At 42.2% G+C, this 18,420-nt stretch carries 13 protein-coding genes; 7 read left to right on the forward strand and 6 right to left on the reverse strand.

What is annotated here, in order from left to right; genetic code table 11:
- Window positions 1-176 precede the first annotated feature (176 nt).
- From E2P86_RS15520 to E2P86_RS15545, 6 genes are all read left to right on the forward strand, one after another.
- The gene (locus E2P86_RS15520) at window positions 177-1,955 is read left to right on the forward strand and encodes an alpha-L-fucosidase (protein WP_134433689.1); all 1,779 of its coding nucleotides are present in this window, start codon (window positions 177-179) and stop codon (window positions 1,953-1,955) included.
- 84 nt (window positions 1,956-2,039) lie between these two features.
- A complete protein-coding gene (locus E2P86_RS15525; protein WP_134433690.1) occupies window positions 2,040-2,636 on the forward strand; it encodes an RNA polymerase sigma factor in 597 nt (198 codons plus the stop codon).
- Between the two features lie 114 nt (window positions 2,637-2,750).
- On the forward strand, window positions 2,751-3,890 hold the full coding sequence (locus E2P86_RS15530) for a FecR family protein (RefSeq protein WP_134433691.1): 1,140 nt from the start codon (window positions 2,751-2,753) through the stop codon (window positions 3,888-3,890).
- A gap of 73 nt (window positions 3,891-3,963) precedes the next feature.
- Window positions 3,964-7,626, forward strand: a complete 3,663-nt coding sequence (locus tag E2P86_RS15535) for a SusC/RagA family TonB-linked outer membrane protein (RefSeq protein ID WP_134433692.1) — start codon at window positions 3,964-3,966, stop codon at window positions 7,624-7,626.
- Between the two features lie 5 nt (window positions 7,627-7,631).
- A complete protein-coding gene (locus tag E2P86_RS15540; protein WP_134433693.1) occupies window positions 7,632-9,128 on the forward strand; it encodes a RagB/SusD family nutrient uptake outer membrane protein in 1,497 nt (498 codons plus the stop codon).
- A gap of 32 nt (window positions 9,129-9,160) precedes the next feature.
- The gene (locus tag E2P86_RS15545) at window positions 9,161-10,591 is read left to right on the forward strand and encodes a hypothetical protein (protein ID WP_134433694.1); all 1,431 of its coding nucleotides are present in this window, start codon (window positions 9,161-9,163) and stop codon (window positions 10,589-10,591) included.
- Between the two features lie 75 nt (window positions 10,592-10,666).
- Here the strand turns inward: E2P86_RS15545 and E2P86_RS15550 are convergent, their stop codons facing one another.
- Both E2P86_RS15550 and tilS read right to left on the reverse strand, forming a co-directional pair.
- On the reverse strand, window positions 10,667-11,161 hold the full coding sequence (locus E2P86_RS15550) for a hypothetical protein (protein ID WP_085473114.1): 495 nt from the start codon (window positions 11,159-11,161) through the stop codon (window positions 10,667-10,669).
- Window positions 11,162-11,165: 4 nt separating this feature from the next.
- Complete coding sequence (tilS, locus tag E2P86_RS15555) at window positions 11,166-12,497, reverse strand: tRNA lysidine(34) synthetase TilS (protein WP_134433695.1); 1,332 nt, start codon at window positions 12,495-12,497, stop codon at window positions 11,166-11,168.
- Window positions 12,498-12,616: 119 nt separating this feature from the next.
- Between tilS and E2P86_RS15560 the strand changes: the two genes are divergently transcribed.
- Window positions 12,617-14,938 carry an OstA-like protein gene (locus tag E2P86_RS15560; protein WP_240775525.1) on the forward strand — a complete coding sequence of 774 codons (2,322 nt, stop codon included), beginning with the start codon at window positions 12,617-12,619 and terminating at the stop codon, window positions 14,936-14,938.
- Here E2P86_RS15560 and E2P86_RS15565 read toward each other — a convergent pair.
- The 4 genes from E2P86_RS15565 to E2P86_RS15580 form a co-directional block, all read right to left on the reverse strand.
- Window positions 14,924-15,499 carry a non-canonical purine NTP diphosphatase gene (locus E2P86_RS15565; RefSeq protein WP_134433696.1) on the reverse strand — a complete coding sequence of 192 codons (576 nt, stop codon included), beginning with the start codon at window positions 15,497-15,499 and terminating at the stop codon, window positions 14,924-14,926. The genes E2P86_RS15560 and E2P86_RS15565 overlap by 15 nt on opposite strands.
- Before the next feature lie 57 nt (window positions 15,500-15,556).
- The gene (locus E2P86_RS15570) at window positions 15,557-16,105 is read right to left on the reverse strand and encodes a hypothetical protein (RefSeq protein ID WP_085473117.1); all 549 of its coding nucleotides are present in this window, start codon (window positions 16,103-16,105) and stop codon (window positions 15,557-15,559) included.
- A 56-nt stretch (window positions 16,106-16,161) separates the two neighbouring features.
- Complete coding sequence (locus tag E2P86_RS15575) at window positions 16,162-17,142, reverse strand: deoxyhypusine synthase family protein (RefSeq protein WP_085473382.1); 981 nt, start codon at window positions 17,140-17,142, stop codon at window positions 16,162-16,164.
- A 301-nt stretch (window positions 17,143-17,443) separates the two neighbouring features.
- The gene (locus E2P86_RS15580; protein WP_134433697.1) at window positions 17,444-18,418 is read right to left on the reverse strand and encodes a SusF/SusE family outer membrane protein; all 975 of its coding nucleotides are present in this window, start codon (window positions 18,416-18,418) and stop codon (window positions 17,444-17,446) included.
- Window positions 18,419-18,420: the final 2 nt, after the last annotated feature.

Below are 18,420 nucleotides of genomic sequence, written 5' to 3' on the forward strand. Positions count from 1 at the left end.
TATTTAGATCTCTAAAATAACGTTTTAGCTGATACTTAAAGACTATACATCTAATTTTTTACGTAAAAACACGAAGTTTATGCAATCGGTTACATAATAAGATAATTTTTAACAGAGAATAAATCAAAAGAGGTAAAATATCACCGCTATTTCGTATTTTTATAAAAACCAATTTCATGAACTGTTTCCAACCAAAATTCATTCTCATCTGTCTTATAAGTCTCTTGTCATACACACTCGCTGCGCAAACACAAAGTCGTACGGGATGGTTTGAAGATGCACGTTTCGGCATGTTTATTCACTGGGGGTTATACAGCGGCGCAGAGGGATTATGGAAAGGTGAAAAACTACGTTACCTCAATAATTACGCCGAGTGGATCCGTTACCGCAACCGTATCTCTAAAGAGGAATACGGCACCTTAGCCAAGCGCTTTGACTGGGAGCAGATCAACCCAGAAGAATGGGTACTTTTAGCCAAGAAATCCGGCATGAAGTATATAATCATGACGGCAAAGCACCATGATGGGGTGGCGATCTGGGATACTAAAATAGGTGACTATTCCTTACCCAAATTATCAGGCACAAAACGTGATGTAATCAAAGAAATAGCAGATGCCTGCCGGAAACACAACATGAAACTGGGCTTTTATTATTCACATTGGATTGACTGGGCGCATCCCTATGCCTGGGACCACAATCAAGAGCTAACCGGTCATGTTACGGATGCGCAGTTCAACACCTATTGGCAAGAAAAAGCTTTACCACAGCTTCAGGAATTATTGACGCAATACGGTGATATTGCCGTTATGTGGTTTGATATGTGGATCCCCTACCAACAGACCATTTTCAAAAAGGAACAGCTGGAACAAGCCGTATCGCTCATCCGTCGTTTACAACCCCAGTGCCTGATAAACTCGCGGCTGGGTCTCCCCACAGATGCAGAATATGTAGACTTTGAAACACTAGGCGACAATCAATTCGGATCCAATTATGTACAGCATCCCTGGGAAACACCCGGCACTATCGCTCATTCTTGGGGATACAATGGACAAGAACAAGAGTGGAAGTCAACGGGGCAACTCTTTACCTCCCTTGTGGGTAACGTCGCTTTAAATGGTGGATTTACACTAAACATAGGTCCACGTGCTAATGGAAAAGTACCCTACGAAAGTATTAGTCGTTTAAATGACTTGGGAACGTGGTTAACAAAATATGGTGAATCGATATATGGAACAACGGGGGTGTCGCTCCGTCCAAATCAACACGATTGGGGAAAAATTACGGTGAACAAAGAAAGTAATGCTGTTTACCTGCATGTTTTCAACTGGCCGCTAGATCGGGTTTTACGTGTTTCCGGATTTACGGAAAAGCCGGAGAGCGTAGCACTGTTGACAGCCGACGGCGTTACCAAACTGAGGTATGAGCAAACCGGACCGATCATGCACATTAACTTACCCATGAATGCGCCCGATCACTTCGATGCAGTCATACGTGTAACGTTCAAAAATATAGCGATAGATTCGGAAGTGGTCGCAGAGTCCACATTCGGTGGGTTTGCATTGAACGCCATGAATGCTAAAAACAATCAAACCCTCCACATCGTAAAATATGATGGCACACGACCATCCTTCGTAAAGTCCAACGAAGAAACCGACATACAGTGGGACATATTTTTCCCAAAAGCAGGTCTATACAACGTCGATCTCTCCGCACACAACCCAAGTGATAGCAGCAGCACAGTAGCCATCGAAATTGGAGATAAAACAGTGTCAGGCGAGATTCCTCCTAGTGGTAAAATCGTTGTCGAGCCTAATGAAAACAATTACACAGACGAGTTTGTGAACCATCAACTCGGCCAAGTCAACATCACACAACCGGGGCGTTATACGATACGACTAAAGGTAAAAGGCGAGCCCATTATATGGATACATAACATTTGGTTATCAAATAAATAAAAAACTAATAGTATAAAAATTAAACAAACGGTCGTGAAAATAATTAATTATTGCGTAAATTCACAACGAACTGATTAATATATTATGCTAGCGGCATTTAAACCTGACGAACAAACAAACCTACAATCGTTACGAAATGGAGTGCAATCTGCCTTTGCCATTATCTATGGAATATATGCGCCAAAGCTAACCGTACATCTCTTACGTTTGTTAAAAGATCAAGCCCTCATAGAAGAAGTTTTGCAAGATACTTTTCTTGTACTTTGGGAGCATAGACTCCGTGTGGATCCGGGCAGATCCGTCGGCCCCTATCTCTACAAAATAGCCACCAACAAATCCCTCGATATCTTTAAGAAAGCAAATCTTGAACGCAAGCTCAGAGAAAGACTATACCCTCGTATCGAGGAAAGTTACAGCCACATTGAAGACCTCATCCTCAAAAAGGAAAATGACGCAACCTTGCAACGCCTCTTAGCGGGCATGTCAGAGCGACAAAGAGAAGTCTTCTTGCTATGTAAGCTAGAAGGCAAATCGTATGAGGAGACCGCAACCGAATTAAATATATCGGCACAAACCGTACACACCTATATCAAGCGTGCAAACCAGCATATAAAAGAATACCTTGCAAACCACCCCGATTTGTCACTTTATATTTTATTACTTATCTATCAACAAACTTAATAGCTGTCCATTTACCGCGACGACTTACCTCAAAAATAGGTCTGCAACAAAAAAAATAAAAATCGTGTACCCCATTTTTAGTTGTAGACCGTATTAGTAATAAACAGTTGTACAATGGAACAGAAAAAAAAGTTTGAAAGTCTATTCGAAGGATACCTGAGTAATAAATACTCAGCGGACGATGTGGACCAAATCATTTCGGATATCCCCAAGGACGAACTCCGGAGGCTAATCCTCCAGGAATTTTATGAAACAAAAGAACCGAAGGTCGATAAAACACAGGTCCAGCGTATCGTGGACAATGTAAAACTACAGTTAGATGAAATCCTAAGGAAACAACCAAAAAAATTAATCAACTACCGGACTATTGCATCCGTCGCAGCAGCAATTTTATTATGCTTATCCATCGGATATTACTTCCTCATGGACAAACCTACCGCCCCATCAATGATATCCAGCTATGTTGACCGATCTCCCGGCACATATAAAGCTACCCTCACATTAGATGATGGCTCCAAGGTCGATCTTAATACGAGCAAAGGTGGTCTTAAGACGGACGACAATACAATCCGCTATGAGGATGGCACCAGAGCGACCAGCAAAGCGACAGAGTTTGCGACCCTGGTAACACCACGTGGAGGTGAATATCGCATCACGTTACCAGATGGCACAAAGGTAAGGCTGAATGCGGCAACCTCTCTCACCTACCCATTACAGTTTACTGACTCAATCCGACAGGTTACCGTTGCTGGAGAGGCCTACTTTGAAGTAGCCCATAATGCCAAAAAATCTTTTGTTGTTAAAAGTGAACAACAATCGATTACAGTTCTCGGAACTAAATTCAATATAGACACCTACTCGGAAGTGGGCAAAACAAGAACAACCTTAGTATCAGGACGACTTCAACTACAACAATACGCAACAAATAAAAAAATAGTTCTTACCCCAGGACAGGAAGCGACCTTGAACAAAAACAGTTGGACTGTTCAAGACGTCGACCCAGAAAACAGCATCCTGTGGACAGAAGGATACATCAATTTAAACAAACAAAAACTGGAGCAAATCCTTTCAAATTTATCTAGATGGTATGACGTAGATTTTAGCATTGTAGATCGTAAAATAGAACATTTGGTATTCGAAGGTGAGATTCCAAAAACCAAAAATCTTTCTACAGCTTTAGCTATATTGGAAAAAGCAGGTAATCTCGTGTTTGAAGAGAAAGGTGGCGTGATCGAGGTCACGGCACGCCGATAAAAACACGGACCAGCTAGCTAAAAACCTTGTCTTGCCATCCAAACGAAAGGGAGGATTAATATGATGAATCAATATGAAACGAAACGATGGCAGTCAAGGTATCGGAGCCCCTATATATCTATATGGGGGCACGCGGTTAGCGCATTTACTTTCTTTAATCCTATTACTCGCGGTATTCTTTCCCGCAAAAACCTACGCACAGCAAAAGGTTTATACGGTTGAAATCAACAACCTTCCGATGGGGGAAGCCTTTAAAAAGATTAAAAGTAAAAGCGGTTTGACGTTTGTCCGCCTTAAAGGTGTCGTGGATAATGAGGAACGCATCACTGTCTCTTTAAAAAATGCCAGCCTACAAGAAACCCTGGATAAAGTATTAACGACAAAAGGATATGAGTATACCATCGATGAAGATGTCATCATCATAACGGGTCGAAAAAAAATAAAAACTATAGCCACAAGCGCACAAAAAAAACAACACACCATCACTGGCATCGTACGTGATACAGAAGGAAAGCCTCTACAAGCTGCCTCTGTCCGTACGAAGAACAATATAAAAACATCAACTTACACCAACAAGGACGGTCGCTACATCCTCCAGACACCTTACGTCGAAGGAATGATTCTCTTGGTCTCCTATGTAGGCAAAATATCCATTGAACACCACCCGCACACGATCGACGATTTCGATATTGTATTAACAGATGATAAAAAAGAAATTGAAGAAGTTTCCCTTACTGTTTCCACAGGATACCAAGAAATAAATAAAGATCGTATGACGGGTTCTTATACCGTTTTAACTGCAAAAGATTTTGAGAATAGCTCCTTCAAAAACTTGGATCAACTCTTGGAAGGTAACGTTGCGGGTCTATATTCGGTATCTCCAAATGGAGCGCCTGGCGCTGCTTCCCAGATCAGAATCCGAGGTGACAATTCAATTTCTGGAAACAAGGAGCCCCTTTGGGTGATCGATGGATTACCACTTCAACAGGGTGTTCCTTCGATTAACGATCTTACAAATGGAAATATCCAAGAATCTATTTTAGATCATGGAATTGGAAATATTGCACCCAGCGACATCCATTCGGTAACCATCCTCAAAGATGCTGCAGCAACAGCCATTTACGGCGCCCGCGCTGCCAATGGCGTTATTGTTATTAAGACAAAAAAAGGAGAAACCATCGGTAATGCCATTCATTACCTCGGGAATTACGGGATATCTACGGCACCCAAAATGAGCGCCTTTGGGTTTATGAATGCACGTCAAAAGGTGAATTTTGAAATCAACCTCATGGAAGAATTTCAACAACGAGACGAAAACGGAGGGCAAGTATCCCGATTATGGGATGAATGGAAAAAAGGCATGATCAGTGATGCTCAATATTACAATAAAATAGAAGAACTAAGCAACGTGGACCAAGATTGGTTTAGTACTATCTATAAAACAGGTTTCTCCCAGAAGCATGCCCTATCTATGCGTTCAGGTACCGAAAAAAGTTGGTTTTATAGCTCCCTGAACTATCGCGATCAACAAGGGGCATTACTATCAAATAATTATCAGAGCCTTGGTGCAAATATCCGTGTCGGCCATCGCCCACATAAAGATGTTACGATAGACTTTCAACTTACCGGAAACTACCGTAGCGCCAAAGACCACAACTCGAGCGTAAACCCATTTGAATATGCGGTATTCGCCAATCCATATGAAAAAGCATACAATACGGACGGTAGTTATGCCTACGATCAAACCTGGACGAACCAGCACAGTAATAATAACCTGGGGTTAACCTATCCCACATTCAATATTTTAAACGAGCTTAACAACACTTTTAATAACCAGAAAGCCTCCGATATTATATCGACATTGAACTTAGGCTGGAACATACATCGCACGTTGCGTGCAGAAGCATACGGACGTGTTGGTTATGCCACCAACAATGGCGAGCATGGGGCCGCACCTGGCACCTATACTTCAATGGTCAACTATTGGTCGCTCAGACCTTTCAACTCCACACTATACACCGAGCTTCCGGAGGAATTCAATCAGGGATACATCCTGGTTTCTTCCGGCCAGGCAATCACATTCTCGAGCCGAGCATCACTCGCATACAACAACACTTTTTCCGACACGCATACTGTTACTTTTTTTCTAGGAACAGAGATTGCGAGCAATGAGCCTAAAAACACCCGTTTCAAACTGGCACAATATGATCCAGCATACTACTTTGGTTCGTTCCCAGACTACACGTGGAATCCTGTTTTTGATAAATTTCTACAAGAAAGTGTCAAGCAATTAGGAACGTATGTTCAGGGCAACAAGGACAGAACGGCTAGTTTTATGTCTGCCGCAACATATAGTTTGCGAGATCGCTATGTCGTGAATGCCAATATTCGATTCGATGGCGCCGGCACAATTGATCCAAATAATCGCTTCACCCCCTTATGGTCAACAAGTGCGCGATGGAACGTACATAAAGAAGCCTTTTTTAAGGCCCTCTTCCCCTTTGTGAACGAATTTGCTTTTAGAGGTGTCGTTGGATATACCGGGAACATCGATAAAAGAGCCCTCCCTTATCCGTGGTTGATTATATCCAGCGGTAAATATGACGATGACTATGTTGCGAACCAAATCTACTTTCCAAACCCAAGCATTAAATGGGAAAGAAAGATGGACCGCAATATCGGGATAGACTTCTCTTTATTTAACAATATTTTTGGTGGTAGCTTCAATTATTACGACAACATCACCGACAACCTGCTGGGCACCATGAAATCACCTCCCTCTTACGGTAACCCACGCTTAGTGATGAATGGTCACAGCCTCAGTAATAAAGGTTGGGAGTTCAATTTCAATCTTCGTTTGCCGCTCACAACTGAACTTCGTTGGACCACATCCTTCAACGTGTCCCATAATACAAATAGGGTAAAAAAATCAAATGCAAAAAATCCGACCGAATGGGAGAATAATACAGTCACGAATCTCTGGGCCGGTTTCACCGCTAGTGACATCGAGCAATATGCTGTAGGCACCACATTTGGATATCGTTTTGCCGGTATTAATCCCGAAAATGGAGAACCGACATTCTTTCTTTCGGAATCAGCACGCGCAGCCTATGCAAAATCCAACAACATCAACATCGATCAGGCGCCTACAACATGGGAAATGAACAATCTACAGATTCCAGGCGGGCTTTCTTGGACGCAATTTTTCCGGATGTCTATGGAGGAGATTGGAACGGTTCAACCGAAATACTTTGGAGGTTTTCGATCTACACTACAATGGAGAAAGATCGAATTACAAACCTCATTTGTGTATGCGATAGGTCAAAGCATGCGTCAATTTGACGGCAGTAATTTCAGTTACCGAACAGAAGGTAGTACATCAGAGATGTATGGCCCCCGTAGAAATGTTTTACAAAGTACGGTTAACCGGTGGCGCGTGCCCGGAGATATAACGGATTACCCGCGCTTTACCACAGGCGAATCAAATTATTTCATCATGAACACCGATAATAGATTTCAACGAGCAGACTATCTCGCGTTCAGAGACCTGGTATTAAACTATACCTTGGACAAAGACCCTATTAAGCGTTTCGGCTTACAATACATGCGAATCGGATTTCAAGTAGACAATCTAGCTGTATTCAGTAAGTTTAGATCGACCGACGTTACAACAGGAAGTGCTTTCGGATATCCACGAACGAGAAACTTCTTGTTCAATTTACAATTAACCTTCTAGCTGCCATGATCATAAAAAAAGCACGCATCATACTGCTGTTAACCGCATTAACCTTCATTTCTTGTAAGAAATTCTTGGAGATCGAACCTATCGGTGCCAAGTTTACAACGGAATTAACGGCCGTTAAAAGTATTCTTGGCGCTTGGTTATATAACTTCAAAAGTAATGGTAAGTTTACAAGCTCCTCCATAGATGCCCCCTTCCCTTGGATCCCTTTACAATTCTCCTTCGAAAATACATTTACAGCGTATGCTGATGTGTGGAATTTTCAGGAATGGAACAATAGATCGACTAGATTAACCGCAACCGAAAAAAGAATTCTCGACCGCGCAGTACTCCGCAATGATTGGCGCCGATATTACGATCTTATCGGATTAATGAACCTTGTTATTGCAGAAGCGAAAACAGCAAGCGGAACAGCGGAATTGCGCGCACAGCTACTAGGCGAAGCCTATATACAACGTGCATATTACTTCTTTAAACTGCTACAATATTATGCGCCGTTAAATGATCCCAATTTGGGTATTGTAATTCATACCGATATCTATCAGGATTTGGCGCATGCAAACCTTCAAAGACAGCCACAAGCCATGGCTTATAATCAAATTATAAGTGATCTCGCAGAAGCAGAAAAATTATTAGGCACCTACCAACCAAAGGCAGACTATAATATCATGTTCAACAAAGACTGGTTCTTACGGATATCGGCACAATTCTACCTTTGGAAAGCTAGTTCAACAAATAATTCTGAGGATTGGCAGAAGGCTGCTAGCTATGCAAAACAAGCCATATACAATACGAATGAAGGAGGCGCGCCGACACTTCCTTACACTATCGAAAAGCTCAAAACGACCGTATTTTATGGTTCCTTTACGGAAACTGTCACTGGCACCTATCCAGAAACGCTGTATTTTATAGCAGATAAGATCGACAATTTGTTAAATACCAAATGGACGTATGACCTGAATGTATGGAAAGAACTATACAAGGACGGAGATCTGCGAAAGACAAATTGGTTTTTACTCCCCACAAAATACAATACCCCTTCCGAAACAATCTTACAAAGCGATATCAATCCTTCTCGAAAAATATCGGGGTTTATATTTCTGCCTCAGGCATTTCCTCTTCGCCTTGCTGAACAATGGCTTATTTGGATTGAAGCTTCCGCCATGGCGGGCGATATAACCACCGCACAAGAGCAACTGCAAACATGGCGCAACCTCCAGTACAAGCAAGGCACGTCCCTATCTTTGCCCAACACGGCAAAAGATATCCAATACGAAGTGTATCTGGAACGTAAACGTGAGTTTATTGGTGAAAGCGATATTCTGTGGCTCGATATGAAGCGCTTTCATATCGCGAACGAAAGAAGTGCGCAAAACTTCCATGTAACGCTCAAAAATGACGATTGGCGGTACCAATTTCCAATTCCCGATGATGAAATAAAAGCAAATCCGACCATCATCGTAAATCCGGGATGGTCGGATGCGACCAATTATTAACAATCAACGTTTCGCACTACAACTCAAAAACAATGAACAATAAATATATATACCTATTCCTATTTTCCCTGCTATTCTCTTGCAAAGCCGACCGTGAGTCGCTATTGGACCTAGATTATAAAATAGATAAAGTCGTTTGCCAATCTAACAGCAATTATTTTATTGCTGACGGGGTTTCAGAGATCGGATTGGAGGTGAAATTATACACGACCGCAGGCTCATACACTGCTGTAAACGGCAAGCAGCAGCTTATCTATAAAGAGATTCCACAAGAAAGGTGGAAACACCATATTATTAAATTTTATGATAAGTCCGGCAAAGAATATCCTGCCAATTTTACTACCACATCGATCCCGGCGGAAAAAATGGAATTTTATGCCGAAGTAGATGGCTTACGCTCGTCAAAACCCGTTTTACTCGAACAGGCTGAAAATCCCTTACAAGGAACCCCAATTTCACCTGTAAGTGACCCGTACTTTTATGAAGTATCCATCAGATCGGCACGACCTACCCCTGCCTTGAAACGCTATCCAATAATCTTTCATGTAATTGATACAGAGCAATCAAAAAAACAATCCCAAGAATTAAACGCGGATGCTATTTATTACGTTCTTAATCAATACAACGCTATCTTCAGCAAACAGAACAACAAGGCTTCCAATGGCGCCAACGCCCATATTGAATTTGTAGCAGCCCTAAAAGATCCCAACGGAAAGTTACTGAAAGAAGCCGGAATAAACCGGACCTATCTCACGGACCAACAGAACTTAAATTTAAGTACGGAGTATATTCTGAATAGTCCATCGCTCTATTGGGATTACGATAAGTATTTAAACGTTTGGATTATAAACAACAGCAAGTGGTACAGCCTGGCAGAAATAGATCTATATCGAAGAGCTTTACCGTTTACCTTTAGGGAAGGCACTTATAATTCACAAAAACTACCGCTACCAGACTTCCTACCGGTGCAGTCACTAAATGCGTCCCAATTAGCAAACTGGAAGAAAAAACCAGACTACTTAGATCATGTCGGTTTAGTTTTCGTACGCACCGGTTTTTCACAATTGAAGCATGACTTCGTTGGACAACCCGCGGCATTTCTGGGTGTAATCCCGAATCGGCCTGCGAACGGAAATTCTACTCAACTTAATAATGGAAAATGGGTGGACGATTACTGTGAAGATACACCAACATTCAATCCCTACTATGCCAGTACGGCAAACGGTGGGATAGAACGTTTAGATTTCGGAAGCACGCGTAAGAAATACACGGCAAAAATAGCCCTGGATGGCAAGACGGGAAGCCCCGCATTTCCATGGATCACCTACAATTCTCAAAATGTAGGGGAGAAAAACTCGTTTAGTAGCACCATTACGCAAGATCAAGCGCAACGAATCGAATGGACCTTAAATCATGCCGAAGCCCGACAAGCTTGGAGAAACCAAACAGCAATAACCCCGTAAAAAGGTAAAACGAATGCTGTTTCATACGTCGTCTGAACCAACATAAGGCCTGTTGGCTCCACAAGGGGAGCGGAACTAAGAAGATTTCAAATTCTTCTTGGCCGTCATGATTGCTTGAGCAAGCCCTTCGGCCTTATGTGACCCAATAATATAAGTCAAGCCTTCTTTGTCGGTTAGGTAAACCGCATCTTTACCGCCCGAATAGAAACGAATTTTACCGTTCTTATGCAGATTATAGACCGGATTATTAAAAACAAAAGTGCTGTAAGGTTTCAGTTCTACCTTGGCAATATTATACAAATCGATCTTCACTAATTTGGAAGACCAGAGCCCACTTAAGATTAAATACTTTCCATCTACCACCGTTTTATAGTGCACCATGTAGATCATAATGATCGACACGATAATGACCCCAACACCAACAATAAAGAACAGCTGGCGTGAAGGTAAATCCTCTAAATTGAGATAATATGCAACGAAACAAAATAAAGCCAAGATCATACGCACACTAATCCAAGTAGCGTCGCGTCCCAAATATTGTTTCTCTTGAAAAAGATATTGTGTTCCCATAATACTATTTGCAAACTAAAGTAAACACTTTTTTTGTACTTCCTGTCATTTTATACCGATTATCCAACCGATAGTTTACTAACCAAATAATTTCGTCGTTCCCATTCACCAACAACAGTACTTCCTTTTTCTCAAAAAGATTAAGCTTCTCTTGTATGAAAAAATCACTCAACTTCTTCCTTCCCGACATCCCTAAAGGCACAAAATAATCACCTTCGCGCCAGTACCGCATATGCAAGGGGAAAATGAGCAAATCCGCATCAATTTGCGCAATCCCATGTTCCCGACAAACTTCTCCCTTCTCTTCATAGGATATGGTAAAATTCTTCCTGCCAAAAGAGAAAACAGTATCGTCTCTATTAATCGGTATCGATGTCACCTCCGTTTTGGCATCCAAAGGCCTCAATATGAGATAATCCCGATCCAGCAGTAACGCATAAGCGTCTGAATAAAAAACACGTCCTGGCTCGCCTTGAAACACCCGTAGCAAATCACCAATCACCTCCTTCGTAAAACCCCAGGGACGAAACAACTCAAACAATAAAGGAAGATTATTCGTATGCGGTTCTATCTCCTCTTTTTTCACATATACCACTTCACCAGAACGATGGATAAACAGTCGCTCTCGAATAGGTGTGATAAAGGACTGCAATAAAGCGTTTGTTTCTTGAAAATGTAGAATATTTTGCTGCATCGTTTGCTCAAAATCAGGAGCAATATCCTTGAATTTAGGCACAATCTCTAACCGGATTTTATTACGCGCATACTTGGTTGAAAAATTAGACTGATCATCTCGATACGAAATCTGCAAGCGTTGTACAGCATCGAGAACTTCTGAAGCTGTTAAAAACAAAATCGGCCTAATAATGGTCCCTCTTTTCGACAAAATACCTTGCAATCCCAACAACCCTGTGCCTCGTGTCAAATTCAATAATACCGTTTCGATATGATCGTTCAGATGCTGCGCTACAGCAATCCATTTTGCACCGACTTCCTGTCGAAGACTTTCAAACCATGCATACCGCAAGTCCCGAGCGGCCATTTGTATGGATATCCCCTCCGCTTCGGCATAGCCAATGGTATCAAATCGGTTGGCATAAAAAGGTATGTTGTTCGCTGCTGCATAGTCTTGCACAAGCGCTTCATCCGCGTCCGCCTCTGCATCGCGCAATTGAAAATTACAATGGGCAATCACACAATCGTAACCCGCAGTCACAAACAAATGCGCCATCAACATAGAATCTCGTCCACCACTCACGGCCAACACGACCTTATCCCCCTCCTCTATGTGAACAGTCTCCGTCAAAAAAGCATTAAACCGCTGTAGCAATTCCATGACCAAAGGTAACGAAAATCGGGAATACAACTTCACGGCTTTACACCTTCGTAAATTCACGTCTTAACATCTTCACAACTTTGCATTTTTTAACAATATATTTAATTATTTTTGTCTCCGTGAAGTACTATCTAACCCTCATTTTAAGTGTGTTCTTCCTGAACAGCTTGCTTGCTCAGGATGAGCTCCGCCTTGTATCATCGCTATACAGTACCATTATCGAGCAGAAAGGGATTAGTAGTATCACACCTGTATATCAGCACAAGGGGAATACACTGATGGCAGATAGTGGCATCATCTACCAAGACGCTATTGGTCGCCAGTTTTTTGAGGCCTTTGGAAATGTGGTCATCATACAAACCAACGGCACCACTATCCATGCCGATAAGCTGCATTACGATGCCGCTCCACAAGTGGCAACCCTGACCAATAACGTGCGCATGGTAAGCCCTAATTCGGTGCTCACCACCAACCACTTAGTATACAAAATGCGGGACCGCATTGGAACCTATACCGGCGGAGGCCGTATTATCAGTCGTGGCGATACAATAACCTCGCGCAATGCTTATTATTTTGAAAATACGCAAGATGCCTATTTTAGAAATAAGGTTATCGTACGTACGCCGGATGTCAAAATATACACCGACACGATGCGCTACAATTCCAATGAACGCATGACGTATTTCTTTGGTCCAACCAATATCAAAGGTAATAAAGCGGAAAATCTATATACCGAAAAGGGCGATTATAACACCGGCACTGGTGTTGCACGTTTCTCCAAAAACAATCTATACACCGAGGGATCCCGCTTTTTAAAAGGAGATAGTCTCTATTACGAGCGTGCGACAGGGATTGGTAAAGCATACCGGAATGTTGTTTTTGTGGATACAGTTGATAAATTTATAGGCTCTGGAGGATACGGATTATACAATCAGGCGGATGGTTCCATTACTTTAACGGATAAACCGCTCGTCATCACCGTTGTTAAGAAAGATTCGACGGAGCAAACAAAAACGGACAGCACGGCTGTTAAATTATCGAAAGAAGATAAGAAAAACAGTAAAGACAAAGAAAAGGAACGAGACAAAGAACTGGCAAAAAAGAAGAACGATAAAGATGATAGCGAAAAGATTGCCACAAGAGATAAGCTAAAGGCCAAAGAACCAGATGAACCGGAACTCATAGCGATCGCGCCTGAAAAGAAAGTAGAAATGGATTCTGTTTATACCACAGCGGACACGTTATTTTCGAAACTCATCTTCCTGCGAGACTATAAAGCCCTGAATTTTAATCTGGATCGAAATGGCGGTGAGCTCGAAATCGATAAAGATGTAGATTATGGCGATGATGAGGATGAATTGAGTGAGGGTGAAAAGGCAAGTCTTTCGGATTCATTGACTGTCGATAGTCTGGAACTTCCAAAAGTTATCGCGCCGTTAATTGATAATGAAGCACAAACAACAAAAAAGGCAACGGCAGCGAAAAAAACAATTACGCCAATCAAAAAGGATGATACGCCCTTAGATATTGGCGCAACAATTAAACAAGATTCCTTATTACGCCAAAAAGCAGTCGTGCCCACTATTGGACAGGCAGACACTCTCATGAATAAGGCGCTTACCATCGCCAATACACCGGAGACAATTACCATCCCTCCTGTTCGTGATAGCGCTTACCTCGACACGGCAAAAACCCGTATTATCAAAGCCTATCATAACGTTCGTTTATTTAAGTCCGACCTGCAAGCAGTAGCAGATTCAGCCTACTACGGAATGGCAGACTCTATGTTTCGCTTTATGGGAAAACCCATGATTTGGGCACAGGGATCGCAAATCTCGGGAGACACCATCTACATGCAAGCGGTAAATCAAAAACTGGACAATGCATTACTCCTGGGGAACGCATTTATGGTAAATGCCGTATTGGATAGTGTAAAGTTTAATCAACTAAAGGGGCGAAAGATTACAGCCTTCTTTACGAACAACAGCATTGATCGTCTTTATGTGGATGGGAATGCAGAAAATCTCGTCTTTTCAACCAACGATAAAACGAATACCATTACGGAAATGTTTCATGACCGAGGCGCGCGTATTAAGATCAAAATGGAAGACAAAAAGATTATCGATTATATTACCATCCGCAAGGTGGATCAGAAGGTATACCCGTTTAAACTTGTCACCCAAGAAAATGAGGTTCTTCCTGGTTTTATCTGGCGACCGCAGGATCGACCAACGTCCAAAGAGGACATGATGAACCGCAAGCGTGAAATCAACAAAGAAGGGGTACCGAGTGGTACAGAAGCAAATCCTGCTGATGTAACCGCTCCGGCAGATAAAGAGAATGCTGTAAAAGAAGGCACTCCAAAAGTGCATTCATCGAGCACGGAGGAAATAAAAGAAACAGTACAGGAAGAAGTAAAAAAAGATCTACTTTTGCTTTAGGAAATCGGCAAGCTTTCCGACTGCAATCGAACGATGACTGATTGCATTTTTTTCTTCAGCACTCATCTCTGCAAAAGTTTGGGTATATCCTTTGGGAATAAAGATTGGATCGTACCCGAAGCCCTTTACGCCGCGACGCTCACGGATGATATCGCCCTCAATCGTACCTTCAAAAAAATGTTGTTGCTCATTAAAATAGAGCGAGATTACAGTACGAAATCGCGCGGTACGGTTGGTGTTATCTCCTAATTTTTCTAATAGCAGATCGATATTCGTCTCCATATCACGGGATCCCGAGTAACGTGCAGAATAAACCCCTGGCTCTCCACCTAACGCATCAACCTCTAAGCCCGAATCATCACCAAAGCAGTAAAGACCATACTTATTAACTAAGTAATCTGTCTTTTGTTGCGCATTTTCTTCAAAGGTCACGCCCGTTTCGGGAATATCATCATGACAGTCGATATCCGCCAACGAGCGTATAACAAACTTGTTCCCGATAATGGCTTGAACTTCTTCTAATTTGTGGGCGTTATTCGTTGCAAATACTAATTCTAACATAGCAAGTCGTTATTCGTTGGTATGGGTAAGTTAATAGTCGTGGTCGTTAGTTATGATTTAAGAGCCAATAAAGGTCTTGAATTCATTCCAAAAGAGCTTTTTCTTTTGGATATCGGCAAACATCTCCTCAAAGCTAAAGGTGTTGAAGACAGTAGCCACCTTACCTTTCATGTAAGAATTGTGTGCGATAGCTGGTAATTTCAAAGATGCAGGCTCTACACCTAACAACGTAATCTTCTTCGGAGAAAAAAACGTCATAATCTGCTTGAAATCATTTGGATTGTGTGGATTTGCTAAGTTGACAACAGCAACATTTTCTGCTGTCAACTGAAGCGCCCCTATCGTCTTCACAAAAGCTTCTTCCGCCTGTGGCGAGAAGTAGGGATACTCCGGGTAACGGAGGATAAATAAAACACCGGTAGATTTATCACCTTGAAAGATGAAAGTTTCTTTTGTATCCACCGGAGCAGGCGTATTTTCCGGTGATGAATCGACCACAATATTTTCCGTAGAAACAGCAAAATCACCAACTTCTCCATGACCAAATAATGTCTCCGACATTAAGGCCTGAAGTGCAGCAGGATTATGGGTTAACAGGTTGCTCATAAGGTGACGAAAAAAAAGGTGTCACACACCTTTTGTGTGTGACACAATCTACAGTATTATTGTCCTAAAAGGTATGCAAAAACCAACGGAGCTACGATAGTAGCATCGGATTCAATAACATATTTAGGCGTATCAATATCTAGTTTACCCCAAGTGATTTTTTCATTTGGAACAGCCCCAGAATACGATCCATACGAAGTAGTGGAATCAGAAATCTGACAGAAATATGCCCAGAAAGGAACATCTTCCCATTCTAAATCCTGATACATCATTGGCACAACACAAATTGGGAAGTCACCAGAAATACCACCTCCAATTTGGAAGAAACCAACGCCTTTTCCAGAAGAGTTCTCACGGTACCACTCTGTCAAATAGATCATGTATTCGATACCCGATTTTACGGTGCTCGCCTTCAACTTACCTTTAATCACATTGGAAGCGAAGATATTTCCTGTCGTTGAATCTTCCCATCCTGGACATACGATAGGTAAGTTTTTCTCAGCCGCTGCAATAATCCAAGAGTTCTTCGGATCAATTTCATAGTATTGCTCCAATACACCAGAGTTTACCACTTGGTATAAGTACTCATGTGGTAAGTAACGCTCACCTTTAGCTTCCGCAGCATGCCATACATCCTCTAAGTGTTTTTGTAAACGACGGAATGCTTCCTCTTCAGGGATACATGTATCCGTTACACGATTATAGTGTTGATCCAGCAATTCACGTTCTTGCTCCGGCGTTAAATCACGGTAGTTAGGAACACGTTTATAGTGCGAGTGCGCCACTAAATTCATGACATCTTCTTCCAAGTTTGCTCCTGTACAAGAGATAAAATGAACTTTATCTTGACGAATCATTTCGGCCAACGAAATACCTAGTTCCGCAGTACTCATCGCACCACCTAATGAAACTAGCATCTTACCACCTTCTAGGAGGTGTGTCTCATACCCTTTAGCTGCATCAACTAAAGCAGCAGCATTGAAATGTAGGTAGTTTTTCTCTATAAATTGAGAAATAGGACCTTTTTGTGTACTCATAATCATTAATTTTCAGATACAAGCACAAAGGTAAGCAAACGAATCGAGAAGCCGGATGAAAAACTCTATTTCCTCCGCAACAGCTTATGAAAGATCATCCAGAAAAAAATCAACAATACAAGGAGGACAAAAAGAATGAAAAGTTCCTGTGTGCCGATAGACCAAGCTAAAATTTTCATACACTAATTTTACAGGGTTTTATATACACGATAGTCCTCAAAAAATGAACCAAAGTAAAAAAGAGAGGCAAAAGCCGAAATTCGTCCTTTACCCCTCTTCTTACGACCCACTTATTATTCTTTTATTTCTTCGTCAAGGTCGCCGTAAAAGCTCCTGGCTTCAGATGTAGTTCGATATCGTAGGTACCTGCCGCATCGATCTTTAGGTTATCGCCATCCAGCACCAAAGCCGACGATGTACCCCCCAGATTCATGCCCCAGTCGTTGTTTGCCCTAAACTTAAGCTCCCCAACGACTAGATCTGTGGTAAGTTTCCATGTATAAGTTCCTTTAGCGCCGGCAAAAGACATCTCCGTATCTTTATCCCAGCCACCCGCCGTTGCGCTCCCCACAATCCCCCAGGTCAAAGGCAACAGTTCATAGGTCAATGCCTCAGCATCCATCCGCAGGCGATAAAAACCATCCTTCAACACCGTAATGTTCCCTGCTTTTTCATCCTGCAATAGCGTGCCGTCCGTCGCTCCTTTCCCATAGGCATTGTCCCAATTCACATTTGTCGGTAAGAACTTAAAGCCATCTCCTGCAACCGTCACGTACTCATAGGTTTCAAACTTCGTTTTACTCTCTTCGTCATATAGGGCCATCGGCACAGAAAGCGTAGGCTCCCAACCCGCACCAATAGCACCGCCCACGACATACATCATCGGATTACTCTCCGAAAAGACAATAGGTTTCGTCTTCTCGATCGTGCCGCCAGCAGCAGCATACCTCACCATTAAGGAAGCCTCACCAACCCAGCTTTCGTCCAACGGAATATCAAAAGACTTCGACACAATATGTGCCCCTTTCTCGATGGCGACCGTCTCGGACAACAACACCTCGCTGCCCTTGACGATACTAAACTCAAAAGAACTTATATTATTCGCAATAAAGCCAACCTTTAATACCTTCCCAACTTGAATCGTCGCTGCCGTAGTTTCATTGATTGAAACAATAGCATCATCGATACCATGCTCCACCTTTTTACATCCCGTAAAAAAGCCGCCTATTAAAACCGCCATAGCGGTTATTACAACAAATTGTTTTGTCCGTTTCATCT

Source organism: Sphingobacterium psychroaquaticum (genome assembly GCF_004421025.1).
Lineage (GTDB): Bacteria > Bacteroidota > Bacteroidia > Sphingobacteriales > Sphingobacteriaceae > Sphingobacterium > Sphingobacterium psychroaquaticum.

Excerpts from the sequence above, each read along its gene's own strand:
- tilS (WP_134433695.1), bottom strand. The coding sequence starts at position 12,497 with ATGGAATTGCTACAGCGGTTTAATGCTTTTTTGACGGAGACTGTTCAC.
- E2P86_RS15520 (WP_134433689.1), top strand. The coding sequence starts at position 177 with ATGAACTGTTTCCAACCAAAATTCATTCTCATCTGTCTTATAAGTCTC.
- E2P86_RS15530 (WP_134433691.1), top strand. The coding sequence starts at position 2,751 with ATGGAACAGAAAAAAAAGTTTGAAAGTCTATTCGAAGGATACCTGAGT.
- E2P86_RS15570 (WP_085473117.1), bottom strand. The coding sequence starts at position 16,105 with ATGAGCAACCTGTTAACCCATAATCCTGCTGCACTTCAGGCCTTAATG.
- E2P86_RS15550 (WP_085473114.1), bottom strand. The coding sequence starts at position 11,161 with ATGGGAACACAATATCTTTTTCAAGAGAAACAATATTTGGGACGCGAC.
- E2P86_RS15525 (WP_134433690.1), top strand. The coding sequence starts at position 2,040 with ATGCTAGCGGCATTTAAACCTGACGAACAAACAAACCTACAATCGTTA.
- E2P86_RS15545 (WP_134433694.1), top strand. The coding sequence starts at position 9,161 with ATGAACAATAAATATATATACCTATTCCTATTTTCCCTGCTATTCTCT.
- E2P86_RS15565 (WP_134433696.1), bottom strand. The coding sequence starts at position 15,499 with ATGTTAGAATTAGTATTTGCAACGAATAACGCCCACAAATTAGAAGAA.
- E2P86_RS15535 (WP_134433692.1), top strand. The coding sequence starts at position 3,964 with ATGAAACGAAACGATGGCAGTCAAGGTATCGGAGCCCCTATATATCTA.
- E2P86_RS15575 (WP_085473382.1), bottom strand. The coding sequence starts at position 17,142 with ATGAGTACACAAAAAGGTCCTATTTCTCAATTTATAGAGAAAAACTAC.
- E2P86_RS15580 (WP_134433697.1), bottom strand. The coding sequence starts at position 18,418 with ATGAAACGGACAAAACAATTTGTTGTAATAACCGCTATGGCGGTTTTA.
- E2P86_RS15540 (WP_134433693.1), top strand. The coding sequence starts at position 7,632 with ATGATCATAAAAAAAGCACGCATCATACTGCTGTTAACCGCATTAACC.